This is a genomic window from Amycolatopsis keratiniphila, assembly GCF_000400635.2.
Lineage (GTDB): Bacteria > Actinomycetota > Actinomycetes > Mycobacteriales > Pseudonocardiaceae > Amycolatopsis > Amycolatopsis keratiniphila.
Window position 1 is genome coordinate 8,091,673 of record NC_021252.1, and the last position, 25,636, is coordinate 8,117,308.

The 25,636-nt window shown below is 69.4% G+C and carries 24 protein-coding genes and 1 pseudogene; 7 read left to right on the forward strand and 18 right to left on the reverse strand.

Annotated elements, in window-relative coordinates:
* Positions 1-15: 15 nt before the first annotated feature.
* From AORI_RS77470 to AORI_RS77495, 6 genes are all read right to left on the reverse strand, one after another.
* The gene (locus AORI_RS77470; RefSeq protein WP_016337562.1) at positions 16-810 is read right to left on the reverse strand and encodes an HAD-IIA family hydrolase; all 795 of its coding nucleotides are present in this window, start codon (positions 808-810) and stop codon (positions 16-18) included.
* A 65-nt stretch (positions 811-875) separates the two neighbouring features.
* Positions 876-1,940 (reverse strand): sulfate/molybdate ABC transporter ATP-binding protein, encoded by a 1,065-nt coding sequence (locus AORI_RS77475; protein WP_016337563.1) that lies wholly within the window; start codon positions 1,938-1,940, stop codon positions 876-878.
* Positions 1,937-2,704, reverse strand: a complete 768-nt coding sequence (locus AORI_RS77480) for an ABC transporter permease (RefSeq protein WP_043849199.1) — start codon at positions 2,702-2,704, stop codon at positions 1,937-1,939. Before AORI_RS77480 ends, AORI_RS77475 begins: the two co-directional genes overlap by 4 nt.
* 25 nt (positions 2,705-2,729) lie before the next feature.
* Complete coding sequence (modA, locus tag AORI_RS77485; protein ID WP_016337565.1) at positions 2,730-3,482, reverse strand: molybdate ABC transporter substrate-binding protein; 753 nt, start codon at positions 3,480-3,482, stop codon at positions 2,730-2,732.
* Entirely contained in the window at positions 3,479-3,883 is a 405-nt protein-coding gene (locus AORI_RS77490; RefSeq protein ID WP_005156143.1) for a TOBE domain-containing protein, read from the reverse strand. Before AORI_RS77490 ends, modA begins: the two co-directional genes overlap by 4 nt.
* A 33-nt stretch (positions 3,884-3,916) precedes the next feature.
* A complete protein-coding gene (locus AORI_RS77495; RefSeq protein ID WP_016337566.1) occupies positions 3,917-4,381 on the reverse strand; it encodes a MarR family transcriptional regulator in 465 nt (154 codons plus the stop codon).
* Between the two features lie 79 nt (positions 4,382-4,460).
* Between AORI_RS77495 and moaA the strand changes: the two genes are divergently transcribed.
* The 4 genes from moaA (at position 4,461) to AORI_RS77515 (ending at position 7,835) form a co-directional block, all read left to right on the forward strand.
* A complete protein-coding gene (gene moaA, locus AORI_RS77500) occupies positions 4,461-5,525 on the forward strand; it encodes a GTP 3',8-cyclase MoaA (protein WP_046199866.1) in 1,065 nt (354 codons plus the stop codon).
* A 1-nt stretch (position 5,526) separates the two neighbouring features.
* Entirely contained in the window at positions 5,527-5,781 is a 255-nt protein-coding gene (locus AORI_RS77505; protein WP_016337568.1) for a MoaD/ThiS family protein, read from the forward strand.
* 111 nt (positions 5,782-5,892) lie between these two features.
* Positions 5,893-6,744 (forward strand): phosphatidylinositol-specific phospholipase C/glycerophosphodiester phosphodiesterase family protein, encoded by an 852-nt coding sequence (locus tag AORI_RS77510; protein WP_016337569.1) that lies wholly within the window; start codon positions 5,893-5,895, stop codon positions 6,742-6,744.
* A 455-nt stretch (positions 6,745-7,199) separates the two neighbouring features.
* A complete protein-coding gene (locus tag AORI_RS77515; RefSeq protein WP_016337570.1) occupies positions 7,200-7,835 on the forward strand; it encodes a transglycosylase family protein in 636 nt (211 codons plus the stop codon).
* Between the two features lie 189 nt (positions 7,836-8,024).
* On the opposite strand, the pseudogene AORI_RS84695 reads toward AORI_RS77515, so the two are convergent.
* The 5 genes and pseudogenes from AORI_RS84695 to AORI_RS77545 form a co-directional block, all read right to left on the reverse strand.
* Positions 8,025-8,941: pseudogene (locus tag AORI_RS84695) on the reverse strand (molybdenum cofactor biosynthesis protein MoaE).
* A complete protein-coding gene (moaC, locus tag AORI_RS77530; protein WP_016337573.1) occupies positions 8,938-9,408 on the reverse strand; it encodes a cyclic pyranopterin monophosphate synthase MoaC in 471 nt (156 codons plus the stop codon). Before moaC ends, AORI_RS84695 begins: the two are co-directional and overlap by 4 nt.
* A 17-nt stretch (positions 9,409-9,425) precedes the next feature.
* Positions 9,426-10,973, reverse strand: a complete 1,548-nt coding sequence (locus tag AORI_RS77535) for an alpha/beta hydrolase (RefSeq protein WP_016337574.1) — start codon at positions 10,971-10,973, stop codon at positions 9,426-9,428.
* A gap of 307 nt (positions 10,974-11,280) precedes the next feature.
* Positions 11,281-12,678: an NAD-dependent malic enzyme gene (locus tag AORI_RS77540; protein ID WP_016337575.1), complete on the reverse strand. Its 1,398-nt coding sequence runs from the start codon at positions 12,676-12,678 to the stop codon at positions 11,281-11,283.
* Positions 12,679-12,939: 261 nt separating this feature from the next.
* On the reverse strand, positions 12,940-13,122 hold the full coding sequence (locus AORI_RS77545) for a hypothetical protein (protein WP_016337576.1): 183 nt from the start codon (positions 13,120-13,122) through the stop codon (positions 12,940-12,942).
* A gap of 93 nt (positions 13,123-13,215) precedes the next feature.
* Between AORI_RS77545 and AORI_RS77550 the strand changes: the two genes are divergently transcribed.
* Complete coding sequence (locus tag AORI_RS77550; RefSeq protein WP_016337577.1) at positions 13,216-15,459, forward strand: helicase-associated domain-containing protein; 2,244 nt, start codon at positions 13,216-13,218, stop codon at positions 15,457-15,459.
* Between the two features lie 132 nt (positions 15,460-15,591).
* Here AORI_RS77550 and AORI_RS77555 read toward each other — a convergent pair whose 3' ends face one another.
* The 7 genes from AORI_RS77555 to AORI_RS77585 form a co-directional block, all read right to left on the reverse strand.
* Entirely contained in the window at positions 15,592-16,185 is a 594-nt protein-coding gene (locus tag AORI_RS77555; protein WP_016337578.1) for a hypothetical protein, read from the reverse strand.
* Between the two features lie 83 nt (positions 16,186-16,268).
* Positions 16,269-16,859: a DUF742 domain-containing protein gene (locus tag AORI_RS77560; protein ID WP_016337579.1), complete on the reverse strand. Its 591-nt coding sequence runs from the start codon at positions 16,857-16,859 to the stop codon at positions 16,269-16,271.
* Between the two features lie 3 nt (positions 16,860-16,862).
* Positions 16,863-17,282, reverse strand: coding sequence for a roadblock/LC7 domain-containing protein (locus AORI_RS77565; RefSeq protein ID WP_005156190.1), 420 nt, complete (start codon positions 17,280-17,282; stop codon positions 16,863-16,865).
* 429 nt (positions 17,283-17,711) lie between these two features.
* Complete coding sequence (locus tag AORI_RS77570) at positions 17,712-18,320, reverse strand: GTP-binding protein (RefSeq protein ID WP_007033392.1); 609 nt, start codon at positions 18,318-18,320, stop codon at positions 17,712-17,714.
* Positions 18,301-19,086 carry a DUF742 domain-containing protein gene (locus AORI_RS77575; protein WP_016337580.1) on the reverse strand — a complete coding sequence of 262 codons (786 nt, stop codon included), beginning with the start codon at positions 19,084-19,086 and terminating at the stop codon, positions 18,301-18,303. Before AORI_RS77575 ends, AORI_RS77570 begins: the two co-directional genes overlap by 20 nt.
* A gap of 25 nt (positions 19,087-19,111) precedes the next feature.
* Positions 19,112-19,570, reverse strand: coding sequence for a roadblock/LC7 domain-containing protein (locus tag AORI_RS77580; RefSeq protein WP_085939650.1), 459 nt, complete (start codon positions 19,568-19,570; stop codon positions 19,112-19,114).
* Between the two features lie 20 nt (positions 19,571-19,590).
* On the reverse strand, positions 19,591-22,695 hold the full coding sequence (locus AORI_RS77585; RefSeq protein ID WP_043849202.1) for a sensor histidine kinase: 3,105 nt from the start codon (positions 22,693-22,695) through the stop codon (positions 19,591-19,593).
* 649 nt (positions 22,696-23,344) lie between these two features.
* Between AORI_RS77585 and AORI_RS77590 the strand changes: the two genes are divergently transcribed.
* A complete protein-coding gene (locus AORI_RS77590) occupies positions 23,345-24,376 on the forward strand; it encodes an ABC transporter substrate-binding protein (RefSeq protein WP_016337582.1) in 1,032 nt (343 codons plus the stop codon).
* 247 nt (positions 24,377-24,623) lie between these two features.
* Positions 24,624-25,628, forward strand: a complete 1,005-nt coding sequence (locus AORI_RS77595; RefSeq protein WP_228688255.1) for an ABC transporter substrate-binding protein — start codon at positions 24,624-24,626, stop codon at positions 25,626-25,628.
* Positions 25,629-25,636: the final 8 nt, after the last annotated feature.

Below are 25,636 nucleotides of genomic sequence, written 5' to 3' on the forward strand. Positions count from 1 at the left end.
ATGCGACCGTGCCGCTCAGCCTTCGCCGAACGGGTCGCCGGTGCGCCCGACCAGATCGGCGATCGAGTCGATGATCTTGGTCGGCCGGTACGGGTAATGCTCCGCAGTCTCCCGCGTGGAGATGCCGGTGAGCACCAGGATCGTCTGCAATCCGGCCTCGATTCCCGAGTGGACGTCGGTGTCCATCCGGTCGCCGATCATCAGCGTCGACTCCGAATGCGCGCCGAGCCGCCGCAGCGCGGAGCGCATCATCAGCGGGTTCGGCTTGCCGACGTAATACGGCGAACGGCCGGTCGCCTTCTCGATCAGCGCGGCGACCGAACCGGTGGCGGGCATCGAGCCCTCCATGCTCGGGCCGGTGGCGTCCGGGTTGGTGGCGATGAACTTCGCGCCGCCCTCGATCAGCCTGATCGCGCGGGTTATGGCGCTGAAGCTGTACGTCCGCGTCTCGCCGAGGACGACGTAGTCCGGGTCGCGTTCGGTCAGTACATAGCCGACCTCGTGCAGCGCCGTGGTGAGCCCGGCCTCGCCGATCACGAACGCCGAGCCGTTCGGCCGCTGCGACGCGAGGAACTTCGCGGTCGCCAGCGCGGAGGTCCAGATGGCCTCCTCGGGGATGTCGAGGCCGGTCCGCTCGAGCCTCGCCCGCAGGTCGCGCGGGGTGTAGATCGAGTTGTTGGTCAGCACCAGGAAGCCGATGTCGTTGGCGCGCAGCTCCTTGAGGAACTCGTCCGCGCCGGGCACGAGATGCTCCTCCTGCACCAGCACGCCATCCATGTCGCTGAGGTAGGTCCAACGGCGCTCGTTCATGGCTTCAATCTAGACAGCCAGGCGAAGCCTGTCAGTTGAGGGCGGTGGCGGGGCGGGGTCCGGGCCTAATGATTGGAGACGGCGTGAACAGCCACGGACGCCGCCTTGATCGAAAGATCGACCGGTGTGCCGGGTTCGAGCGCCAGTTCGGCGACCGCGGCCGGGGTGAGGTCGGCGGCGAGACCCGCCGCCCAGCCGTCACCGCGGGCCCGGACGCGGATCACCGGCCCGTGTGGTTCCAGCGCGTCGACGATTCCCCCGACGGTATTGCGCGGGCTGCCCCGATGCTCGCCGTCGCGCAGATACACGGCGACGGCGCTGGGCGCGAAGACGGCGACGGCCGCTTCGCCCTCGACGACGTCCTCGGCCGAGATTCCGGCCAACAACCTGCCTGACGTGCGCAAACCGCCTTCGACGGCGACGCCGGGCACCAGGTTCAGCCCGGCGATCCGCGCGGTGAACGCCGTGCGCGGCGCGGAGAGGACCTTGCGGGTCTCGCCGCGTTCGACGATCCGGCCGCCGTCGAGGACGGCGACGTGATCGGCCAGCGCCAGCGCGTCGAGCGGGTCGTGGGTGACCAGGACGGTCGGCGGTCCGGACCGCAACACCCGGCGGAGCAGCCCCCGGATGGCGGGCGCCGCGTCGACATCCAGCGCCGCGAAAGGCTCGTCGAGCAGCAGAAGTCCCGGCTCGGCGGCCAGCGCCCGCGCGATCGCGACCCGCTGCGCCTGCCCGCCGGAGAGCTGGGCGGGCCGTCGATCGGCCAGTTCGAGCGCGTCCACTTCGGTCAGCCACTCCCGGGCGCGCCGCTTCGCCTCGGCGCGCCCTGCTCCGGTCGAGCGCGGCGCGAAGGCGACGTTGTCCAAAGCGGACAGATGCGGGAAGAGCAGGGCGTCCTGGGAGAGCAGGCCGATCCCGCGCGCGTGCGGCGGCAGGCCCGCCAGGCCACGTCCGCCGAGCGTGATCCGTGCCCGGTCCGGCCGGAGCAGACCGGCGAGGCAGCCGAGCACGCTGGACTTGCCCGACCCGTTCGGGCCGAGCAGCGCGAGCACGCCGCCGTCGGGGACCTCGAAGCCGACGTCCAAGGTGAACTCGCCGCGCCGGAGGGCGATCTCGGCCGAAAGGGTCACGACCGCACTCCTTCGAGCGCGCGCGGCCGGGCGAGCGCGATCACCGCGACGGCGACCAGGATGAGCAGCAAGGCGAGCGCCACGGCGCTGTCGACGTCGACCTCGGCCTGGGTGTAGACCTCCAGCGGCAGGGTCCTGGTCACCCCTTCGAGGCTTCCCGCGAAGGTGATCGTCGCGCCGAACTCGCCCAGCGCCCGCGCGAAGCTGAGCACGATGCCCGAGCCGAGCGCGGGCATCAGCAACGGCAGCGTGACCCGGCGGAACACCGTCCACGGCTTGGCACCGAGCGTCGCGGCGACCCGTTCGTACCGGTCACCGGCGCCGCGGAGGGCTCCTTCGAGGCTGACCACCAGGAACGGCATCGCGACGAACGTCTGCGCGATGACCACGGCGGCCGTGGTGAACGGCACCTGCTCACCGGTCAGCGTGGTCACCAGGATGCCGAGGAAACCCTTGCGGCCCAGCAGGTACAGCAGCGCCAGCCCGCCGACCACCGGCGGCAGGACCAGCGGCAGCAGCACCACCGCGCGCAGCACGCGGACACCGCGCGCCCCTGAGCGCGCGAGCACCACGGCGAGCGGGACGCCGAGCAGCACACAGGCCACAGTGGACAGTCCGGCGGTGAGCAGCGAGAGCTTGAGCGCGTTCAGTGACGACGTCGAGGTGATGAGGCTCGGGAAGCGCGTCAGGTCCGACCGCACCAGCAGGCCGACGACCGGCAGCACCACCAGCGCCAGCGCGCAGATCGCCGGCGGCCAGAGGATCCAAGAGACCCCGCCCCGCGCGGGGTCACGGCGTGCCAAAACCGACCTTCGCCAATTCCTTCTTGCCTTCCTCACCGAGGACGAAGTCCCTGAACAGCCCGGCGAGCTGGGCCTGCGGAGCGTCCTTCACCACCGCGATCGGGTACTCGTTGATCGCGCCCGCCGCCTCGGGGAAGTCCACTTTGTCCACCTTCCCGGCCGCTGACGTCGCGTCGGTGACGTAGACGAGCCCGGCGTCGGCGTCGCCCGACTGCACCTTCGCGAGCACCGACTTGACGTCCTGCTCCTCACTGGCGGGCTTGAGCGTGACCCCGGACGACTGCTGGACCTTCTTCGCCGCCGACCCGCACGGCACCTGTGGAGCGCAGACGACCACGGTCAGCCCGTCCTTCACGAGGTCGGCCAGGCCCTTGATGCCTTTGGGGTTGCCCTTCCCGACCGCGATGGCGAGCCGGTTGGTGGCGAACACCGAAGGCTGCCCGTCGAGCAGCTCTCCCTTGGCGGCCTTGTCCATATTGGCCTGATCGGCTGAGGCGAACACGTCCGCCTTCGCGCCCTGGGTCAGCTTCTGGACGAGCGCCGAGGAGCCCTCGAAGCTGAACTTCACGGTCACCCCGGAGTTCTGCGCCTCGAACCGCTTGCCCAGCGTCCCGAACGACTCGGTCAGCGACGCCGCCGCGAACACGGTCAGCGTCTTGGCCTCCGCGGCCGGCTCCCCGGAACCACAGGCCGTCGCGCCAAGTGCCAGGGCGAGCAGGGCGGGGACGACTCTCCTCATCGGCTTCCTTCCGGGGTCTCGATCACGACGGTGGTCGCCTTGACGACGGCGACCGCGAGCACCCCCGGCCGCAGCCCGAGCTCGCGGACGGCTTCGGCGCTCATCAGGGAGACCACGCGATGCGGGCCGCACTGCAGCTCGACCTGCGCCATCACCTTGTCCGTGACGACCTCGGTGACGAGGCCGACGAAGCGGTTGCGCGCGGAACGGCCGACGTTCGAGGGATCCTCGGGCTGTTCGGCCTGCGCCTTGGCGAACGCGGCGAGCTCGGCGCCGTCGACGACCTTGCGGCCCGCCGAGTCGTCGAACGCGGTGAGCTGACCGGCGCGGACCCAGCGGCGGACGGTGTCGTCGCTGACGCCGAGCAGACGAGCGGCCTCAGACAACCGAAATTGCGGCATGCCTGGCAGATTACTTCCGCAGATACGGAAAAGCTATGCAATGCCGGGGAGTTCGTCGCGAAGGCCGTCGAGCAACGCGCTCTGGAATCGCTCCAGTACTTTCCGCTCGTCCGGAGAGAACTGTTCGAGCACCGACCTCATGTTCGTGTACGCGGATTCGAAGAGCGGTGCATACCGCTCCATGGCGCCGGGAACGACCTCTATCAGTACCTTCCGGCGGTCGGCGGTGTCGCGGACGCGGCGGGCGAGGCCCGTCTTCTCGAGCCTGTCCATGACGCCGGTCACAGCACCCGTCGACAACCCGGTCAATTCCGCGATCCTGCCCGCTGTCAACGGTCCCGGCGCCTGCCCGGCGAGTTCGAGCACCTTGTGGTCGGTGGCGGACAGGCCCATCCGCTCGGCGATGCGCGCGTGCCGGAGAACGGTCAGCGTGCTGCTTTCCCTGCCGAGATGGGCGAACCGGGCCAATTCCTCCGCCGAGAGCGGATATTTCGCCATCCGGAAACCCCTCCGATTCGGTGCGAAATGAGATTCTAGACAGTCGGTTTTCGCCCGCTTCGGGGTTAGTCTGGTGTCAATGACAGCAGTCGATCTCGGGTTTCCCCGTGTCCCCGGTACACGCGGTCGCCCCAGCGTGCCCAGGCCGGACAACCCCGCTCTGATCGACACCTTCGGCCGCGTGGCGACCGACCTGCGGGTGTCGCTCACCGACAAGTGCAATCTGCGCTGCACCTACTGCATGCCCGCCGAAGGGCTCGAATGGATGCCGAGCGCGGACGTGCTGACCGACGACGAACTCGTGCTGCTGCTGCGGATCGCCGTCGAACAGCTCGGGATCACCGACATCCGGCTCACCGGCGGCGAACCGCTGCTGCGCCAAGGGCTGGAGAAGATCGTCGAGCGGGTCGCGGCACTCGAACCGCGACCGCGGCTTTCCATGACCACCAACGGGATCGGGCTCGCGAAGCGCGCGAAGTCGCTCGCCGACGCCGGGCTGGACCGCATCAACGTCTCGCTGGACACCGTCGACCGCGCGCTGTTCGAGACGATCACGCGTCGCGACCGGCTTTCGCACGTACTCGCCGGCATGGCCGCCGCGCGGGAAGCCGGGCTGGACCCGGTGAAGGTCAACGCGGTGCTGATGCGCGGGCTGAACGAAGACCAGGCCGTGCCGCTGCTGAAGTTCTGCCTCGCCGAGGGGTACCACCTGCGGTTCATCGAGCAGATGCCGCTGGACGCGCAGCACGGCTGGAACCGCGGCGACATGATCACCGCCGAGGAGATCCTCGGCATGCTCGGCGAGGAGTTCACGCTGTCGCCGTTCCCCGCCGCGCGTGGCGGGGCGCCCGCAGAACGCTGGCTGGTCGACGGCGGCCCTGGCGACGTCGGCGTGATCGCGTCGGTGACGCGTCCCTTCTGCGGCGCCTGCGAGCGGACCCGGCTGACCGCGGACGGTGCGGTGCGCTCGTGCCTGTTCAGCAACGACGAGACGGATCTACGCGCCCTCGTGCGCGCGGGCGCGCGCGAAGAAGAGGTGGCGGACGCCTGGCGGGCGACGATGTGGGGCAAGCTCGCCGGACACGAGATCAACGAGGCCGGGTTCGCGCAGCCGATCCGGCCGATGAGCGCGATCGGCGGCTGACATGGTGACCATCGTGGTGCGGTACTTCGCGTCGGCCCGAGCGGCCGTCGGCCTCGACGAGGAGAAGGTGACCCTCCCGGACGGCGCCCGTGTCGCCGACGCCGTCGCCCGTCTGCGTGAACTCCACCCGGAGAAGCTGGCGAAGCTGCTGGACGCGGTCTCGTACCTGCTGGACGGCGTCGCCGTTCGGGACCTCACGCGGCCGCTGAACGACGCGGCCGAACTGGACGTCCTGCCCCCGTTCGCCGGCGGCTGACCCCCTGCCGGACGCCGCTGACCTGCGCGAACCTCGAAAGTGGTAGCAAAGGTCCCTTGCTCGCCGTCTCGAGTTCACCGTCCGGTCGCCGAAGCAGCCGAGGATGCGCCAGTGATCACTCCCCGCCGTATCCTCGCCGCGCTGCTCGCCGCGGTCGCCGCCACGAGCCTGGCGACCGCGCCCGCCTCCGCCTCCGCACGTGGCGTCAAGCCGTTGCCGCAGGCGCACAGCCACAACGACTACGAGCACACCCGTCCGCTGCAGGACGCGCTCGACCAGGGCTTCACCAGTGTCGAGGCCGACATCTTCCTCGTGGACGGGCAGCTGCTGGTCGCCCACGACCTCGCGGACACCCGCCCGGACCGCACCCTGGAGTCGCTCTACCTGGAGCCGCTGCGCAAGCGCGTGCTGGCCAACCACGGCGTCGGCGTCTACCGGCAGCGGGCGGAGTTCCAGTTGCTGATCGACGTCAAGGGCGACGCGAACAGCACGTACGCGGCGCTGGAGAAGCGGCTGTACGACCCGCGCTACTCCTTCCTTTTCTCTCTGTACGCGTTCGGACACGTGAAGAAGCGGGCCGTCACCGCGGTCATCTCCGGCGGCCGCCCCAAGGACGTGATGCTCGGGCAGAAGTTCCGGCTGGCCTTCTACGACGGCCGGATCAAAGACCAGAACGACCTCGGCATCGGCTCGGACCCCCGGGTCACCCCGCTGGTCTCGGACTCCTGGCCCGGGCTGTTCACCTGGACCGGCGAAGGCCCCTTCCCCGCCGAGGAGCGGGCGAAACTGCACGATCTGGTCAAACGGGCCCACGCGGGCGGTCAGCGCGTGCGCTTCTGGGCCACGCCGGACGTCGCGGGGCCCGGCCGTGACGCGTTGTGGAAAGAGCTGGTCGCCGCCGGGGTCGACCACCTGAATACGGATGACCTGCCAGGGCTGGCGAACTTCTTGAGGTCTCGCTAAAGTGCGCGGCCCATTCGCGCGCGAAGGCGCACGAATGGGCCAGTCACCCCTTAATCCACGTGATGCAAGCCTCACGATCTGTGAATTATCTCGGTCAGGAAACGGCCAGATAACGGCCCACTGACCTGCACAAACAGCCGAATCGTTATGGGTTGCGTGCTGTTACTGTGATGTAGGTCACAGCTCGAATAATTTCCGTCCCGGCCGTTCGTTACGTACCGTCGCTTTTCGGTTGGCCCCGACCGACCACGCAACACCGGGAACCCGTAGCGCCGAGCCCTGTCCAACGGATTCCCGGACCCAACCCCGAGCGAAAGCATTTCCGGACAGGGACGAGGGGACCGAGCCGACGCGTCGTGCGTCAGGCGAAGTCAGCCGGCCCGAGACGGCCGGCCAAGACCCGCGGGTCTTCCCTCAGCACCGACTCGTAGGCGCAGGGAGCGAGATTTATTCACATGTCTTACCGAGGCAAGCACCGCAAGATGTCCGCCGCCACCCGTCACATCGCCCGCGTCGCCATTGCGGGTGTCGCGGTCGGCGCTCCCCTCGCAATCGCCGCGACCCCCGCGTCGGCGACCAACTGGGACGCCATCGCGCAGTGCGAGAGCAGCGGCAACTGGAGCACCAACACCGGTAACGGCTACTACGGTGGTCTGCAGTTCTCGCAGAGCACCTGGCGCGCCTACGGCGGCACCGGCAGCGCGCACAACGCCACGCGTGAGCAGCAGATCGCCGTCGCCGAGCGGGTCCTCCAGGGCCAGGGCATCGGCGCGTGGCCGCACTGTGGCAAGAAGGGCGGCTCCGCCAGCCCCGCCAAGGCCAAGTCGAGCGCCCCGAAGGCCACCAAGAAGGTGACCCCGAAGAAGTCGACCGCGCCGGTCCAGAAGCAGCAGGCTCCGGCCGCCCCGGCCGCGAACGTCGCCAACTCGAACCCGGCGGGTGACTACACCGTCGTGGCCGGCGACACGCTGTCGAAGATCGCTTCCAAGTTCAACGTCCAGGGCGGCTACCAGAAGCTGCAGGAGCTGAACAAGGAATACGTGCCGAACGCCGACTTCATCGTCGTCGGCCAGAAGCTCGCCACCAAGTGAGCTCTTGAGCACCAGTAAGTCGTGATGCCCGCGGGATTCCCCGCGCGGCCACGTCACGACTGACAAGGCCCCACCGCGCCATTCCCCCGGCGGTGGGGCTTTGTCGTGTCCAGAGTGGGTCGCGTGGGTCGTGAGTGGCGTTTCGGGTTAGAACCCGAAACGCCACTCACGACCCACGCGACCAAGGCCCTACGGCGAGTTGACCCATTCGTCGCTGCCGTCGCTGAAGTGCTGGTGCTTCCACACCGGCAGCCGCGCCTTGACCTCGTCGACCAGCTCCGAGCAGGCCGCGAAGGCCTGGCCCCGGTGCTCGGCCGCCACGGCGCACGCCAGCGCGACGTCCCCGATGGCCAGCGCGCCCAGCCGGTGGCTGACGGCGACCGCCCGCACGCCTTCCCATTTCCCCGAGAGGTCCGTGACGACCTCCGCGAGCACGTCGGCGGCACTGGGGTGCCCTTCGTAGGCGAGCCTCTCCACCGACCGCCCGCCGTCGTGGTCCCGGACCACCCCGCCGAAGGTCACGACGGCGCCCGCGGCCGCGTCGTCCACCAGCCGGGCGTGTTCTTCGACCGAAAGCGGCTCGTCGACCACCGCGATCCGTGCGACCCGAACGCTCACTGCTGTGCCTCCCGTGGGTGGTCGCCGCCCGCCAGCTGGTCGACGGCGTGGTCGAGGATCCCGTCCAGTACGCCCAGGCCGTCCTTCACCCCGCCGCGTGAACCGGGCAGGTTCACCACGAGGGTCCGGCCCGCGACGCCGGCGACGCCACGCGAGAGCACGGCCGTGGGGACCTTGGGCAGTCCGGCGGCACGGATCGCGTCCGCGACGCCGGGGAGTTCGTAGTCGAGGACGGCGCGGGTGACGTCCGGGGTGCGGTCCGTCGGCGAGATGCCGGTGCCGCCGGTCGTCACGATCACCTGAACCCCGGCCGCGACGGCGTCCCGCAGGGCTTCGCCGACCGGTTCACCGTCCTGGACGACCACGGGCGCGGGCACGTCCCAGCCCCGTGAAGCGAGCCAGTCCGCGATGACCGGGCCGGTCGCGTCCTCGTAGACGCCCTTCGCGGCGCGATTGGACGCCACGATCACCCTCGCGACCCGGTTCACGGCCGCTCCCAGGTCCCGGTCTTGCCGCCGTCCTTGCGGATCAGGCGGACGTCGTCGAGGGTCGCCGCCGGGTCCACGGCCTTGATCATGTCGTGCAGGGTCAGCCCGGCGACGGCGACGGCGGTCAGCGCCTCCATCTCGACGCCGGTCCGGTCGTTCGTCTTCGCGGTCGCGGTGATGTGCACGGCGGTCTCGTCGAGGACGAACTCGACCTTCACCCCGGACAACGCGATCTGGTGGCAGAGCGGGATCAGCTCGGGCACCTTCTTCGCGCCCATGATGCCCGCGATCCGGGCGGTCGCGAGCGCGTCGCCCTTGGGTAGCCCGTCCGTCGCCAGCAGGCCGAGCACCTCGGCCGTGGTGTGCACGGTGCCGCCCGCCAGCGCGGTGCGGGCGGTGGGCGTCTTGCCGGAAACGTCGACCATACGGGCGGCGCCCGTATGGTCGACGTGGCTGAGTTCACTCACGCCCAGCAGGCTAGTCCTCAGAACATCCGCTGCTTCGAGCGAACCTCGCCGAGGGCCTTCTCCCGTTCCTGCCGCTGCTCCGGCGTCATCGATGCGAAGAGCCCGCCCCGGTCCGCGGCGCAGGCCGTGTCGTGCCCGGGACGCTTGCCGTCCACGAAGAACCGATTGACGGCGTTGTTGCCGCAGGCGTTCTCCGAGCTCAGCCAGACCCCGTGCCCGCCGTCGTCGACCGACACCATCCGCGCCCGGTCGCCCAGCGCGCGCCGCATCTCCCTGGCCCCGCTCAGCGGGGTCGCCGGGTCACGCAGGTTCTGCACCACCAGGATGTTCGACGGGCCCCGGTCGCCGATCCGCACCTGCGGCTCGATCGGCTCGGACGGCCAGTAGGCGCACGCCCAGATGTTCGCCGCGGCGGCGCCGAACATCGGGTACCGCACCCGGTCCTTCTCGACGTTGCGCTGGTAGGCCGCGACGTTCTCCGGCCAGTTCACGTCGTTGCACACCACGTGCAGCTGCGCGGACAGCAGCTGCGCCACATCGAACTGCGGAGCCTCCGCGGCCTGCTTCACGACGCCTTCGGTGTCGAGCGCCTGCCACTGCTGTGCCAGCGTCGGGAAGGAGGCGGTCGAGTACAGCGCACCGAACGTGCCCGCCCGGAAGGCCGCGCCGTCCACCCCCGGAACCGCGCCACCGTCGAGCTTGGCGACGAGCTCGTGGAACTTCGCCGTCACCTGCTGCGGCGTGCGGCCGAGCCCATAGCTCTCGTGCCGCGCCGCCGCCCACTTCGCGAAGTCCGGGAAGCGGTCCTGGAACCCCTCCGCCAGCCGTCGGGACCCGGTCGTGTCGAGCCCGCCCGGACCGGTCGCGCTGTCGAGCACGATGCGATCGGTCTGCCGCGGGAACAGCGTCGAATACACGGCGCCCAGATACGTGCCGTACGAGACGCCGTAATACGAGAGCTTCTTCTCGCCCAGGGCCTCCCGGATGCGATCCATGTCGCGGGCGGTGTTGGCCGTGGTGATGTACGGCAGGTTCGCGGCCGTCTTCGAGTCGGCGCACTGCTTCGCGACGCCCTTCACGTACTCGGCGCGCTCCGCCACCGCCGCGGCGTCACGGGCGTACGGCGGGACGTTGCTGACCTGCTGCTCGGGCTTGAGGTCGCAGGTCACCGGTGTGCTGCGGCCGATCCCGCGCGGATCGAAGCCGATGATGTCGTACGCGTCGAGCACACTCGACGGCATGCCCGCCGAGCGCAACCCCGCCGGCATCGTGAGCCCGGGCCCGCCGGGGCCGCCCGGGTTGGTGAGCATGATGCCGCGCCGCTTCGCCGGCTTGGTGCTGGCGAGCTTGGAAATGGCGACATCGATGGTCTTCCCGCCCGGGTTCCGGTAGTCGAGCGGGACCTTCAAGGTGGCGCATTGCACGCCGGGCGCGGCCACGCCCTCCGGGCACGGCCCCCAGTTGACCGACGAAACCGCGGCGGACGCCGTGGCCGGTACGAGTACCGCCATGGTGACCGCCGCGGCGGTGAGTGTCCCGATCCTGCTCAGGACAGAGCGAGTCATCCCCGACCCCCATCATGATCGACTTCCTGGTCGGAGCCGAGCCTATGAGCGCGCCATCGGCGGAGTCGTCACCCTGAAGTCGGCCTCGATGTCGGTCTCAGTGATGACGGCGCCGCCGAATGGAGCAAGGGACTGTATGGCCTGTCGCCCGCGCACGAAGCCTCGCCGAAGGGCCGCAGGCCGCACCAAGCCCACGGTGGCGAATCGGGCGGCCCTTCATCGATTCTCCGTGGGCCTCCGGCCCAAAGAGGGCGGGCGACGGTGAAGTCTCCGTCGGGCGCTGAGCGCCCTTGGGGAGACGCGCTGGCTACTGACTCTGCTTCGCAGCCTTCGCCGCCTTCTTGACGGCTTCGGCGACCGCGGGCGCGACGGCGTTGTCGAACACGCTCGGCACGATGAACGAAGCGTTCAGCTTGCCGTTGTCCACGACGTCCGCGATGGCGTCGGCGGCCGCGAGGAGCATCGAGTCGTCGATGTGGTGCGCCTGCGCGTCGAGCAGGCCGCGGAAGACGCCGGGGAACGCGAGCACGTTGTTGATCTGGTTCGGGAAGTCGCTGCGGCCGGTCGCGACCACGGCGGCGTGCTTCTGCGCCTCCAGCGGGTCGATCTCCGGGTCCGGGTTGGCCAGCGCGAACACGACGGCGTCGGATTTCATGGTCGCGACCTGCTCAGCCCCGAACAGGTTCGGCGCGGAGACCCCGATGAACACGTCGGCGCCGACGAGCGCCTCGTGCAGCGTGCCCGCCTGCTGCTCCTTGTTCGTGTGCCCCGCGATCCAGGTCAGGTTCTCGTCGAGGTTGCCGCGCTCGGAGTGCACGATGCCGTCGATGTCGGCGGCCACGATGTCGCCCGGGTTCTTGCGCAGCAGCAGGCGGATGATCGCCGAGCCCGCCGCGCCGACGCCGCTGACGACGATCTTGCAGTCTTCGATGTTCTTCCCGACCACGCGCAGGGCGTTGCGCAGCGCGGCGACCACGACGATCGCGGTGCCGTGCTGGTCGTCGTGGAAGACCGGGATGTCGAGCTGCTCACGCAGGCGCTTCTCGATCTCGAAGCAGCGCGGCGCGGCGATGTCTTCGAGGTTGATGCCCGCGTACACCGGCGCGAGCGCCTTCGCGATCATGATGATCTCTTCGGTGTCCTGGGTGTCCAGGCAGACCGGCCACGCGTCGACGTCGGCGAACTTCTTGAACAGCGCCGCCTTGCCCTCCATCACCGGCAGCGCGGCGGCCGGGCCGATGTTGCCCAGCCCCAGCACCGCGGAGCCGTCGGTGAGCACCGCGACCGTGTTGCGCTTGATGGTCAGGCGGCGCGCGTCCTCGGGGTTCGCCGCGATCGCCTGGCACACCCGGGCGACACCCGGCGTGTACGCGCGGGAGAGGTCGTCACGGTTGCGGAGCGCGACCTTGGGGGTGACCTCGATCTTGCCGCCGAGGTGGATCAGGAACGTCCGGTCGGAGATCTTGCGCACGCGGACGCCCGGCAGCGAGTCCAGGGTCTGCGTGATGTCCTGCGCGTGGTTCTCCGACAGGGCGTTGGCGCTGATGTCGACGACGATCGAGTCGGGGTGCGACTCGACGACGTCGAACGCGGTCAGCACGCCGCCGACCCGGCCGACGGCGGTCGTCAGGTCACCCGCCGCGGTGGACGACGCGGGGGCCTCCACCCGGACGGTGATCGAATATCCGGGACCGGGAACCGGCATGGCACTACCCCCGCTGAGGAAAGCTCGAATAGGTCGATCGAAAACCTACTCCCGTGACGACCGCCACGAACCCTCGCAGGGGTGACTGACGAGTAACTCGCGCGCTGACGAAAACCCGCCGAAGGGGCAGACCGAACCCGCCTCACCCCTCCGAAGAGGGCGCCCCTTCATCGGATTTCCGTGGGCCTTCGGCCCGAAAGAGGCGCGCGAGAGGGCCTGTTCGGGCGCGGAGCGCCCTCGGCAGGCCAGGCCAGTAGCTTCTTACCGGTTGATCTCGGTCTCGGGGTGCACGTACGGCACCGTGTCGAGGGGGAAGGTCACGTCGCCGAACGGGGACAAGGCGCCCTGCCGATCGGACGCGAGCTCGGTGACGGGGTGCTCCCCGTCCTCACCGGGCCACGTGGGGTCGATGCCCGCGCGCTTCTTGTTATCGCCCTTCGCCACAACGTCCTCCAGAGCATGGTCAAGCCGTTCTCGAGGGACAGTCTGCCCGAACGCGGCTGCCGGGCCACCACCCGCCCGGTATCCTGGTCGTCTATGCCCGCGCCATCCCTGGCGGACTGGCTGCGCCAGGAGTCCGACGACGCCCTCGCCGCGCTGCTGCGCACGCGTCGCGACCTGTCCACGCCGCCCCCGTCCGACACCATCGTGCTCGCCACCCGGGCAGGCACGCCGGGCTCCGTCGCGCGTGCGTGTGAAGACCTCGACACCTTCACCCTCGCCGTCCTCGACTCCCTGCTGCTGGCCGGAGCGGACACCGAGCCGGTCGCCGCGGCCGAGGTCGCGCGGCTCACGGGCACGGAGATCGGCGAGGCGCTGGCGTTGTTGCGCAAACGGGCACTGGTCTGGGGCGAGGACGACGCGCTGCGCGTCCCGCCGTCGGCCCGCGACGCGCTCGGCCCCTTCCCCGCCGGGCTCGGGGCGTCGTCCCCCGCGCTCGCCGGAGCGGATATCGAGGCCGCGCTCGCGGAGGTCGGCGAGGACGAACGCGCCCTGCTGACGACGCTGGCCGCCGGGCCGCCGATCGGCCGCACCCGCGACGCGTCGGCGGACGTCCCGCTGGAGCGGGCGCAAAACCCAGTCCAGCGCCTCCTCGCAAGGGGGCTGCTGCTTCGCCGGGACGACCAGACCGTCGAGCTGCCGCGTGAGATCGGGATCGCGCTGCGCGGCGGGGTGGTGTTCGAGCAGGCGTCGCTGCGCGAACCGGAGCTCCCCGTCCATCCGCATCAGCAGTCCACTGTGGACACTACGGCGGCCGGCGAGGCGATGGAGTTCTTACGCCAGACCGAAAACATGCTCCGCGCCTGGTCCGAGACGCCGCCACCGGTGCTGAAGTCCGGCGGGCTCGGAGTCCGCGAACTGAAGAAGCTCGCGAAGGATCTCGACGTCGACGAGGCGCGGGTGACCCTGCTGGCGGAGATCGCGGTCGGCGCCGGTCTGGTGGCCGACAGCGAAGCGACCACGCCGGAATGGGTGCCGACGACGCTCACGGATTCGTGGCTCGCCTCGCCGACCGCGCAGCGCTGGATGACGGTCGCGCAGGCCTGGCTCGAACTGCCCCGGCTGCCCGGCCTCGCCGGCGGACGGGACGCGAAGGACAAGCCGATCGCGCCGTTGTCGGAGGATCTGCGCCGTCCGCTGGCGCCCACTTCGCGGCGCCGGATCCTCGTCGCGCTGGCGGCGCTGCCCGAGGGCGCCGGCGTGAAGAGCACCGACGAACTGGTCGCCGCGCTCGCCTGGCGCGCGCCGCGGCGGGGCGGGCGGCTGCGGGACGAGACCGTGCGCTGGACGATGGCCGAGGGGACCGCGCTCGGCCTGATCGGGCTCGGCGGGCTCACCACGGCGACCCGGGCGCTGCTGGCCGAGGATCGCCCGGGAGCGATCGAGGCGATGCTCGACGCGCTGCCGCGTCCGGTGGACCACGTGCTCGTCCAAGCGGACCTGACCGTCGTCGCGCCGGGTCCACTGGAGGCCGAACTCGCGGCCGAGATGACCGCCGTCGCCGACATCGAATCGGCCGGGCACGCGACCGTCTACCGGATCACCGAGACGTCCGTGCGGCGCGCGCTCGACACCGGGCGGACCGCTGGCGAACTGCATCAGCTGTTCACGTCGAAGTCGGCGACGCCGGTGCCCCAATCGCTGAGCTACCTCATCGACGACGTCGCCCGGCGGCACGGACGGCTGCGCGGCGGGGCCGCCGAGTCGTTCCTGCGCTGCGACGACGCGTCGCTGCTCGCCGAGGTCATGGGGAGCCCCGTCGCGACCGAGTACGGCTTGCGCATGATCGCGCCGACAGTGCTCATCAGCGCGTACCCGCTCGCCGAAGTCCTCGACGCGCTCCGCGCCGCCGGGTTCGCTCCGGCCGCCGAAGGGCCCGACGGGCGCGTCATGGACATCAGGCCGTCCGGCCGCCGCCTGCCCGCGAAGGCGCGTGCCGCGCGTCGCGCGCATGGGGAGCCTGCCGGGCTGACGGACGAGCAGGTCGGCAAGATCGTCGCGCACGTCCGGGCCGGTGACGCCGCTTCGGCGCGCCGCCGGGGCGAGACGGTGCGCGCGCCGCAGGGAGGCGGCGCCGGGGACACTTCCGCGACGCTGGCGCTGCTGTCGCAGGCGACCATCGAGCGCCGCGAGGTGTGGATCGGGTTCGTCGACTCACGCGGGACGGCGAGCCAGCGGGTGGTGCGGCCGCTGCGGGTCGGCGGCGGGGTCCTCGAAGGAACCGACAACGAGCGCTACCCGCTGCACCGGATCACGTCGGCCGCCCTCGTCGAAGACTGACCACTTCCCGGCGTGCTTTGCGGCGGCGGCTGGCCTACACTGTGTTCGGAGCGTGACGTCGCGGACGTCACGCGAGTCGCAAGGCCAGGTGCACCCGGGGCAGACCGGGACCCTGGCCTTACGCATGTCCGCCTAGCATCTGGTCTCCACGTCGATCTCGTACACGAGATCTTCGACCAGCCGCCGATAGCCGGGTTGCCCGTCCTTCGTGGCCCTGATCGCGCCGGCGACGATATCCGCGGCCCAGAGCAAGGGTTCGTCCTTGCCTTTCTCATGGACGACCCGGAACTGGGTGCCCTTAGGCAAATCGAATCTGGCGCCTCTGACCGTCTCGACATCCCGAGCGTTCAAAGTGGCTGTCCGTGACTCGAGAACGAGCATTTCGACGTCGAAGGCGGAAAGTTCGAGAGTCAAACGCCGAAGGCAACCGGCCCGGGCCCGTTCCTGCCGCCGCCGGGGTACCGGGGAGCCGATCGCGACAAGGTGGAATCCGTCGAGGTCGGCGAGGGTCTTTACGGCGGCCGCTTGTTCCGCCGGATCCATCTCGTTCCAGTGGAGTTTGGGGATTCGCCGCTTACCCCGAAGCTCCGACATGACGATCCGGGCTTCGCCGTGTACCGCTGGGTCGAAGACGGCGGCCGCCAGTACGTAGAAGCCGTCGACGTCGGATTCCTTGAAGGATTCATCACCGAACGCGAGGATCGGCGGCCGACCACCTGATGACATAGCGTGATTTTAGGTCACGCCATGTACTCATGGTCTCCGCGTCGCCTTGCGCGATCGCATTTAGAGGACGAAATGCAGGGGGGTCAGAGGGCCCGAAGGCCTTGAAGCACCCGTTCCATGAAAGCGCGCGAAGAGGAGTCCCCGAGGATCAGCTCCGTCTGGTGGATCAGCACCAGCCCGGCGTCCGCCATGTCGCCCACGAGCACCTTCACCACGCCCAGCGGCAGCCGCAGATGCGCGGCGATCTCCGCGATCGAGCGGGTGTCCAGGCAGAGGTCGCAGATCTGCCGGTGTTCTGGGGTGCGCACGCCGCGGTACCGGCGGCCGTCCTCGCTGGTCGACACCAGCGCCTCCAGCGCCAGGTCGTGCGCGGTGCGGGTGCGCCCGCCGGTGCGGGTGTAGGGCCGGACCCGGGAGCCCGAAGCCGGAGGCAGGTAGACCGAAGCGGGCGCGACGTCAGCGGGCGCGGACCGCGGAGGCGATTGCCGGATCGGCGAAGGCATCGAAGCGGGAGGCGCCGGCTCGGGAGGCGGCGCGGCCGGACGCCGCGGCATCACCGTGCTGATCGAGCTCAGCTCGAATCGGCTCGGCGAATCGAAGGCTTCGCGTTCGGTGCCCTGATAGAGGGAGTCCCAGCCGGCGGGGTCCGGTTCGGTGAATCCGCTGATCTTCATCGGTCACCCACGTACGCCGCCCTGCAGCTGCGCCCGCAGCTCAGGGGTGATCTGCTGGCCGACCCGCTCGACGAGCAGCGTCATCTCGTAGGCCACGGTGCCGATGTCGCAGGTCGGCGCGGCCAGCACGGCGAGCGATGAGCCGTCGGCGACCGACATGAGGAAGAGGTAACCGCGTTCCATCTCGACGACGGTCTGGTTGACCCCGCCCGCGTCGAAGCAGCGGGCCGCGCCTGCGGTGAGACTGATCAGGCCGGAGGCGACCGCGGAGAGCTGTTCGGCCCGTTCCTGCGGCAGCCCGTCCGACGGCGCGAGGAGAAGCCCGTCCGCGGAGACCAGCACGGCGTGTGCCGCACCGGGAACCCGGCGCGCGAAATCCGTGATGAGCCAGCCGAACGAGCTCTGCTGCCCGGATGCCGTCACAAGTCCCTCCTCGCTGCGTCAAGACCACCTGGGCGGCGTGGTCCGGGCGTCTCCCGCCCACCAGCACCGATCCCGGTGCCGACGAGCCGAAAGACGCCTCCACCCAGCGTATTCGTCCCGTCGATCGTGTCGAGCCCGCCACCCGGCCGACCACGTTAACCGAACGTAAACGTCCAGCCGCGCACCGCGTCGACACATCGTGAACCACGCATTCGTGGGTCACCCTGTGGTGGCCTGGCGCGACCAGGTGTGAACCGGCGTCCGCGCAGGTCACCGACGTCGCGGCCACTCGATCGGGGGTCGCCGCCGCCGGATCGCGTGAAAGGGGTCGCCCCGCGTTCGATCCGACCGGTGACGCCACTCCCCGAAGCGGGTGAAGCCTGCCGAGTTCACTCCAACGGCCGCATCCGCTCCGGGCTTTCGTCCCTTTTATCCCGCGCGCAACGCCGAATCGTGTGCGATGGCGTGCTGCACGACCGAGATCAACACCTGCTTGGCGGACTCACGTTCCCGCGCGTCACAGGCCATGATCGGCACGGACGGCGAGATCGTCAGCGCGTGCCGGACGTCCTCGATCTGGTGGTGCAGCAGGCGGTCGAAGCAGTTGATCGCCACGACGTACGGCAGCTTCCGGTTCTCGAAGAAGTCGATCGAGGGGAACGCGTCGGCGAGCCGCCGCGTGTCGACCAGCACGACGGCACCGATGGCGCCGACCGCGAGGTCGTCCCACATGAACCAGAACCGGTGCTGGCCCGGCGTACCGAACACGTACAGCACCAGATCCGAGTCCAGCGAAATCCGGCCGAAGTCCATGGCCACGGTCGTCGTCGACTTGTTCGGGGTGGCCGAATTGTCGTCGACGCCGGTACTGGCCTCGGTCATCATGGCCTCGGTGGTCAGCGGATCGATCTCCGAAACCGCTCCGACCAGCGTGGTCTTCCCCGAGCCGAATCCGCCAGCGACCACGATCTTGGCCGACGAAGTCGGTCCGGTCACCTGCGGCGCATTCGCGTCGGAGTCAAATTCTCCGAAGCCCACTGAGCACCCTCTCCATGAACTCGATACTCGGCCGGTCACCCACGTTCTGGCTGGCGGTGTGCACCAGGACCAGACCGAGGCCGGCCACGTCTCCGATCAGCACCCGGACCACGCCGAGCGGCAGGCGCAGCAGCGCCGCGACTTCGGCGACGGACCGGGTGTCCAGGCAAAGGTCGCAGATCGACCGGTGTTCGGGGACGCGTACCCGGTCGAGCACACGTCCCTGTTCGCTGGTCGAGATCAACGCCTCGATGGCAAGGTCGTACGTCGGCTTGGTCCGGCCCCGCGTGCGGAAATACGGCCGGACCAGGCCGGAGGATTCGACGTCGGTGGTGTACTGCTCGTCGACGAACTCGTTCTGCGCCTGCTGCGGCAACGCCGCGGCGAGCGGGTCGGCGGCGGCCGCCGCCGCCCGGCGCTCCTCCTCCTTGTCGAAGGAGAACTTGGCGAACTCGCCCGAGTCGTAGAGCGGGCCGCTGCCACCACCGAACAGCTCCGCCCCCGGCCCGCCGAGCAGGCGTTCCCGGTAGTCCGAGACGCTGAAATCGGCGGGTCCTTGACCCGCGTTCGAATCGGTCAGCCAGCGGGAGGCCTCGTCCGGGGACACGGGGTCGTTGTCCGACCCCTGTGCCCGCCTCGATCGCCATTCGCGGTCGACCCGGTCCCGGAAGGACGTCCAGTCCTCCCGGCCGTCGTCTCGTTCCGACCACCCGCCGGAGAAGTCGTCACCGAGCCGGCCATCGCCCCTCAAGCGCCCGTCGTCCACGGCATTCTCCTCGGTTCCCGGTCGCTCAGCGGCGGACCGACGCGCCCTGCAGCTGCGCGCGCATCTCCGGTGTCAGCTGTTGCCCCACCCGTTCCACCAGCAGGGTCATCTCGTAGACGACCAAGCCGATGTCGCTCTCCGGCGATCCGAGGACCGCCAGGCAGGAACCGTCGGACACCGACATCAGGAAGAGGAAGCCGTTGGCCATCTCGACCACCGTCTGCGCGACCGTGCCGCCCTCGAACACCTTCGCCGCACCGCGCGCGAGGCTCGTGAGCCCCGACGCGACCGCGGCCAGCTGATCGGCCCTGTCCTTGGGAAGTCCCTTCGAGGACGCCAGCAGCAACCCGTCCGCCGACACCACCACGGCATGCGCCGCACCCGGGACCCGGTGCACGAAATCCGTGATCAGCCAGGCAAAGCTGCTCGTGTGTCCTTTACCCTGCGCCTGGCCGCCAGGCTGCGCCGGACCACCCGGCTGCATCGCACCCGCCCGTGTCACTGTCACTCCTTACTGCTGTCATCGGCAGAGGTATCCCTGCCGGTCACCGGAACGCCGTTGTCATCCAGCGCATCGAGCGGGCGTTCCTTCAACGCGTGCCGTCCCGACGTGTAGCCCTTCTGGAAGCTTGCCATCCGACTCCGTGCCGCCGTCGCCGAGCGGGCGATCGCGCCCGTACCCGGCATTCCGGAGGTCTTGTCGGCGAACGAGTCTTCCTTCTTCGGCTCGTTCCCGCCGATCGAGCCGGGGACGAGGTACTGGTTCGGCACCCGTTTGGGCAGGCCCGCCGGGGTGATCTCCTCGTTCCGGTCTTCGTACAGGACCTGCGCCGCCTGCCAGCCGTCGTCCGACGCGCTGCGCCAGCCATTGTCCTGGAGCACCGTCTCCGGCGGAACACTCCGCGGGGTCCGAGTGGGCAATGCCTCTCCGGAGGTGTCCTCGGCCGCGGATTCCGCCGCTTCGGCGCCACCGTTGGGGGTCCGCACGGGCAGTTCGGACTCGACCGGCTCGGTGTACGTCGTCGGGGAGTCGCCCCCGGTCTCGTCACCTTCGCTGAACCAGCGCGAGAGCACCGACTGGTAGATCGGCAGCCGCCGGGTGGGGACGTCGTCCTCGAGCGCCGACTTGCCCGCGTCGGAGGGCTCCTCCGGCTTGCTCGGCGGCTCGACCGGCGTGTACTTCGGCTCCCGCTTCGGCAGCACCAGCGACGCGAACTGGGTGTCGGTGCCGCTGGAGGCGCCGTCGCCGTTCGCCGGCGAGATGTCTTCGGCCGTCGGCCACGCCGGGGTCTCTTCGGCGGGGGACGCGGGGCTGAGGAACGGCCCGGCCGCGTTCTTGCCCGCGACCAGGTCGTCGAGGCTGATCGGCTGGTCGAGCGGCACGAGCCCACCCTGCGACGCGACCGGTTGTGGAGCGGACGGCGGCTTCGACGGCGGCGGAGGAGTCATCTCCAGGCCGCGGTCGGAGGCGGGGATGTTCGGCAGCGAGGACGACATCTCGGACACCGACGGCATCGAAGGCATCGACGTTTCCGAGCGGTTCGCCGGCGGCGGGGTGTTGCGCACGCCGGGCCGCATCTGCGTGAGCAGCTCGGCGGGCACGACGACCCGCGCGATCACGCCGCCCTCGATGTCCTCGTTCTCCCGGAGCCGGACCTCGATGCCGTGGCGGCGCGCCAGGCGCGCGACCACGTACAGGCCCATCCGCCGGGTCACCGAGACGTCCAGGTCCGGCGGGTCGGCCAGGCGCTGGTTGACCTCGGCGAGCCGCTCCTCGGTCATGCCGACACCGTGGTCGGTGACCTGGATGGCGAGCGCCTTCTTGCGGGTGATCACCGCGCGGACGGTCACCTTCGTCTCCGGCTCGGAGAAGTAGGTGGCGTTGTCCAGCAGTTCCGCGAGCACGTGCACGAGGTCGTGGATCGTCAGGCCCTGGACGGCGACCTCGGGGACGATCCCGATCTCGATCCGGGCGTACTGCTCGATCTCCGAGACCGCGGCGCCGATGACGTCGGCGGCGGGCACCGGCTTGGGCACCGACTTCGCGAGACCGGCGCCCGAGAGCACCAGGAGGCTTTCACCGTTGCGGCGCAGCCGCGTGGCGAGGTGGTCGAGCTCGAACAGGCTGGCCAAGTGGTCCGGGTCCTGCTCGTCGGCCTCCAGCCGGTCGATCACGCCGAGCTGGCGTTCCACCAGCCGCTGCGACCGGCGGGACAGGTTCACGAAGATGCCGTTGACGTTCTCGCGCAGGAGAGCCTGTTCGGCGGCCATCTTGACGGCCTGCTCGTGGACGACGTCGAACGACCGCGCCACTTCACCGATCTCGTCACGCGACGTGACGGGCACCGGCTCGACCGACCGCTTCGAGGCGTTGACCGGGTCCGGGTCGTCGAGGATCGCTTGCACGGTTTCCGGCAGTCGTGTGTAGGCCACGTCGAGCGCCGTCTTCCGCAGCACCCGCAGCGGGCGCAGCATCAGGCGGGCGATGACGAGCATCAGGAACAGCGCCGCGAGCAGCGCCAGCAGCACGATCGCGCCGCCGATCCAGGCCGAGTTGATCGCGTCGGTGGCCAGGCCGTCGGCCTGTGCCCGCAGCTGACCGAGCAGATTGGTCTCGACCGCACGCAGCTTGTCCAGCGCGACGCGGCTGTCGTTGCCGAGGGCGACGTTGTCGATCGCCGGCGGCTCGTTCTGCTGGTGCAGCGAGAACGCCATCGTGGTGATCCGGCGGCGGTCGTCGACCTCGGGACCGGAGAAGGTGTCCGAATAAAGCTGCCGCTGTTCGGGGCTGGCGTTGTTGAGGAACGCCGCCGTCGAGGCGTCACCGCTGGCGACCGCCGAACGCGCCTGGTCGAACAGGTCGCCGGGGAACCCGGAGCGGAAGGAGGCGATCAGCAGCGCCGCGTCACCGCGGGCGATGAACTCCTTGCTCTCACTGATGGCCTGCACGGTGACGCCGAGGCGGAGCACGTCGCGGTTCGCCACCGCGGTGGTCACCTCGCGGCCGAGCTGGACCAGCGAGTCGAGGATGCCGGAGTAGGCGATGAGGATCGGGGTGTCGCCGAGCAGCGAGGTGTTCATCGCGCCGCGCAGCGGGCGCAGGGCGTCGAGCCGCTGCAGACCACGCGCGTAGCGGTCCCTCGTGTCCTGATCGTCCGGGTTGATCTGGTTCGCCGAGGCACGCAGGTCGTCGACGGCGCGGTCGACCTTGGCGATCTGCGCGTCGAGACCGTTCTGGCGCGACGGGTCACCGGAGGCGATCTTGGCGACGGCGAGCGCGCGTTCGCTCTGCAGCTCGTGCACCACGAGGGTGATCTTGTCGGCGAACGCGACCTGGTCGGCCGTGTCCTGGAACCGGGCCGCTTCGCTGCTGTCGTCGATCACGCGGAGCGTGCCGAGCGCGAGCGCGGTCAGCGTCGGAATGATCAGGACGGCCGCGAGCTTCGATCGCAGACGCCAGTTACGCAGGCCCAGGAACGACCCGGCCTTCCCACCAGGACCGTCTCCGGTTTCCCGCGCAGGGGTCCCTCCCACCCCCGCGGTGTCTTCGTTCGGCACCGCCGCACCACCATCATCTTCATTCGGGCCGGGAAAGCCCATTTTGGACATGCCGTTCTGCTGCTGCCTGGGTCGGTTGTCGGAGACCACTACCCGCACGCTCCTGCCATCCGGCAGGGAGACGTTGGACGCGAGTGCTCACTCTGACGAATGAGGAAGTCGTCTTTGACGCAGTCTCTCAAGTGCACTTGGCCGAAATCCCGCCTGACGTCATTGGTCTATTCGGCCTAACCCGCCAGTGCGCGGGCGCGCACCAGTGAAGCACGGTCGTGTCCGACATCAGGATCGCGTTCGACACAGAGTGCCTTGCACCTCGGGAAAGGTCCAGAGCGTTCGGCCATCCAAGGCACTCTCTTTCACTACATCAGTGGTCCACACCTCACTACCGGTGCATGAGGGTAGCGAACGGGCGGCCCAGATGTAACCCTTCGGTCAAGACCTGCAAGTAAGCCCCGGACGGGTCTTGACCCGTTGACACTCAATCGTCAACAACTCCCCGCCCCGAACACGCCCAGTTGTGTTCACTTCTGACAAACAACCTGTTCGGGTGATCGTTACCACTTGGGATCATGGGATGACCACCCATTGTGAGCACAGTGTGTGTTCTCTACAGTGGGCCCGTGACTCGACAAAGAGTCACTTCCGAATTCCACATCAGGCCACGTCATCACGTGTCCTCCCCCTCGATCAGGAGCACCACTTGCTTTCGAAGAAGGCCTTGAGCGCCCGCCTCGGGCGGCCGTCTCGTGGAATGGCGAGGGCGATCGCATTCGCGATGGCGGCCGTCGTCACGACGTCGGTCGGTGGCTGCGGCCTGCTCGGCGGTGACGATTCGTCCTCTTCCGGCGGCTCGGGGAACCTCGAGAAGTCGAAGATCAAGGTCGCCGTGATGTCGACCATCGACCTGGCCCCGCTGCGCCTCGCCCAGGACGGCGGCTACTTCAAGAACGAGGGCCTCGACGTCGAGGCGGTGGAAGCCGCGACCGGTCAGGTCTCGCTGACCAAGCTGATCGGCGGCGAGGTCGACATCGCGTACGCGAGCTACACGCCGTTCTTCATCGCGATGAGCAAGAACACCGCCGACATCAAGCTGGTCGCGGACGCCTCCTCCGCCGGCCCGAAGAGCACGATGCTGGTCACGCTGCCGACGTCGTCGGTGAAGAGCGTCAGCGACCTGGCGGGCAAGAAGATCGGCATCACCGCGCCGAACACCGTGTCCGACACGCTGTCCAAATCGGTCATGAAGGACCACGGCGTCGACGCCAGCAAGGTCCAGTGGGTGCCGATCCCGCTGCCGAACGTCGGGACCGCGCTCAAGAACGGCGACATCGACGCCGGCTTCCTGACCGAGCCGTTCATCACCCAGACCGCGAAGCAGGCGGGCACCGTCCCGGTCGTGGACACCGCCACCGGCGCCACCCAGGACTTCCCCACCGCGGGCTACGGCTCGCTCGGCAAGTTCGTGTCGGAGAACCCGAAGACCGTGGCCGCCTTCCAGCGCGCCATGCAGAAGGCCACCCGGGACGCGGCGGACCGCTCCAAGATCGAGCCGCTGCTGGTCAAGTACGCCAAGATCGACCAGGACACCGCCGCGCTGACCACGCTGCTGACGTTCCAGTCCACCCTGGACCCCCGCCGCATCCAGCGGGTCCCGGACCTGCTCCTGCAGATGGGCGCGATCCCGACCAAGATCGACGTCGGCCCGATGATCGCGGCGCAGGCCACCAGCTGACGACGCGGCATTACATCTAATAGTCACATTTCTCGGAAATTGATCACTGAAAGTAATGATGTCCAAGCGGGTGATCAGGCGATCGGGCGAATGGCCTAAAATGATCACCCGCTCACGACACCCATTGTGAGCAGGTGGGCAAATCTCTAAGGTGACCGCGTGCCTGGCGGAATGAAGCCACGACACGGATGAAAAAACCCAACGGTGATTCATTGTTTCCGAGGAGCTGGCTTTGTTTCGAAACGCCATGAGCAGGAGCGGTGTACGTAGAGGACGGGGTGCCGTCGGCGTCGCCCTGAGCGCGCTCATGCTGGCCACCTTGGGCGCCTGTGGCGCACTCGGCGGCGAGGACACGTCCAAGGCGTCGGGTGGCGAAGGCGGCCTTGAGAAGCCGAAGATCAAGGTCGCCCTGCTGCCCGTCGTCGACCTCGCGCCGCTGCGGCTGGCGCAGGAGGGCGGCTACTTCAAGGCCGAAGGTCTCGAGGTCGAAGCGGTCGACGCGCCCAGCGGCCAGCAGGCGATGACCAAGATGATCGGTGGCGAGGTCGACATCGCCTTCTCCACCTACATGCCGTTCTTCGTGGCGAAGAGCAAGGGCGCGGCCGACATCAGGCTCGTCGCCGACGCGGTTTCGGCCAGCCCCAAGAGCAACGCGGTCGTCACCGTGCCGACCTCCTCGGTCAAGACGATCAACGACCTCGCGGGCAAGAAGATCGCGATCACCGACAAGAACACCGCCTCCCACCTGCTCACCGTCTCGGTGATGAAGGACCACGGCGTCGACACCAGCAAGGTCCAGTGGGTGCCGATGGCGCTGCCGAACATCGCCTCGGCGCTCGCGGCGGGCCAGGTCGACGCGGGCTACCTGCCCGAGCCGTTCCTGACCCAGGCCTCCAAGGTCGTCGGCGCGACCCCGGTCGTCGACATCTCGACCGGCGCCACCCAGGACTTCCCCCTGGCGGGCTTCGGCGCGCTCGGGTCCTTCGTGGACAAGAACCCCAAGACGCTGGCCGCGTTCCAGCGCGCACTGGGCAAGGCCGTGCGCGACTCGGCCGACCGCTCCAAGATCGAACCCCTCATCGTCAAGTTCGCCAAGGTCGACGCGGAAACCGCTTCACTGCTCACGCTGCCGACGTTCGGGTCCACTCTGGACGCCCGTCGCCTGCAGCGGGTACCGGACCTGCTGCTGCAGACCGGAGTGATCGGGGCCAAGCTCGACGCCGCTCCGATGCTCGCCCCTCAAGCTGGATAAAGGTAAAG

Excerpts from the sequence above, each read along its gene's own strand:
- AORI_RS77595 (WP_228688255.1), top strand. The coding sequence starts at position 24,624 with ATGAGCAGGAGCGGTGTACGTAGAGGACGGGGTGCCGTCGGCGTCGCC.
- AORI_RS77580 (WP_085939650.1), bottom strand. The coding sequence starts at position 19,570 with ATGCAGCCGGGTGGTCCGGCGCAGCCTGGCGGCCAGGCGCAGGGTAAA.
- AORI_RS77560 (WP_016337579.1), bottom strand. The coding sequence starts at position 16,859 with ATGAAGATCAGCGGATTCACCGAACCGGACCCCGCCGGCTGGGACTCC.
- AORI_RS77550 (WP_016337577.1), top strand. The coding sequence starts at position 13,216 with ATGCCCGCGCCATCCCTGGCGGACTGGCTGCGCCAGGAGTCCGACGAC.
- modA (WP_016337565.1), bottom strand. The coding sequence starts at position 3,482 with ATGAGGAGAGTCGTCCCCGCCCTGCTCGCCCTGGCACTTGGCGCGACG.
- AORI_RS77470 (WP_016337562.1), bottom strand. The coding sequence starts at position 810 with ATGAACGAGCGCCGTTGGACCTACCTCAGCGACATGGATGGCGTGCTG.
- AORI_RS77535 (WP_016337574.1), bottom strand. The coding sequence starts at position 10,973 with ATGACTCGCTCTGTCCTGAGCAGGATCGGGACACTCACCGCCGCGGCG.
- AORI_RS77490 (WP_005156143.1), bottom strand. The coding sequence starts at position 3,883 with ATGCCGCAATTTCGGTTGTCTGAGGCCGCTCGTCTGCTCGGCGTCAGC.
- moaA (WP_046199866.1), top strand. The coding sequence starts at position 4,461 with ATGACAGCAGTCGATCTCGGGTTTCCCCGTGTCCCCGGTACACGCGGT.
- AORI_RS77515 (WP_016337570.1), top strand. The coding sequence starts at position 7,200 with ATGTCTTACCGAGGCAAGCACCGCAAGATGTCCGCCGCCACCCGTCAC.
- AORI_RS77585 (WP_043849202.1), bottom strand. The coding sequence starts at position 22,695 with ATGTCCAAAATGGGCTTTCCCGGCCCGAATGAAGATGATGGTGGTGCG.
- AORI_RS77540 (WP_016337575.1), bottom strand. The coding sequence starts at position 12,678 with ATGCCGGTTCCCGGTCCCGGATATTCGATCACCGTCCGGGTGGAGGCC.
- AORI_RS77555 (WP_016337578.1), bottom strand. The coding sequence starts at position 16,185 with ATGTCATCAGGTGGTCGGCCGCCGATCCTCGCGTTCGGTGATGAATCC.
- AORI_RS77505 (WP_016337568.1), top strand. The coding sequence starts at position 5,527 with ATGGTGACCATCGTGGTGCGGTACTTCGCGTCGGCCCGAGCGGCCGTC.
- AORI_RS77495 (WP_016337566.1), bottom strand. The coding sequence starts at position 4,381 with ATGGCGAAATATCCGCTCTCGGCGGAGGAATTGGCCCGGTTCGCCCAT.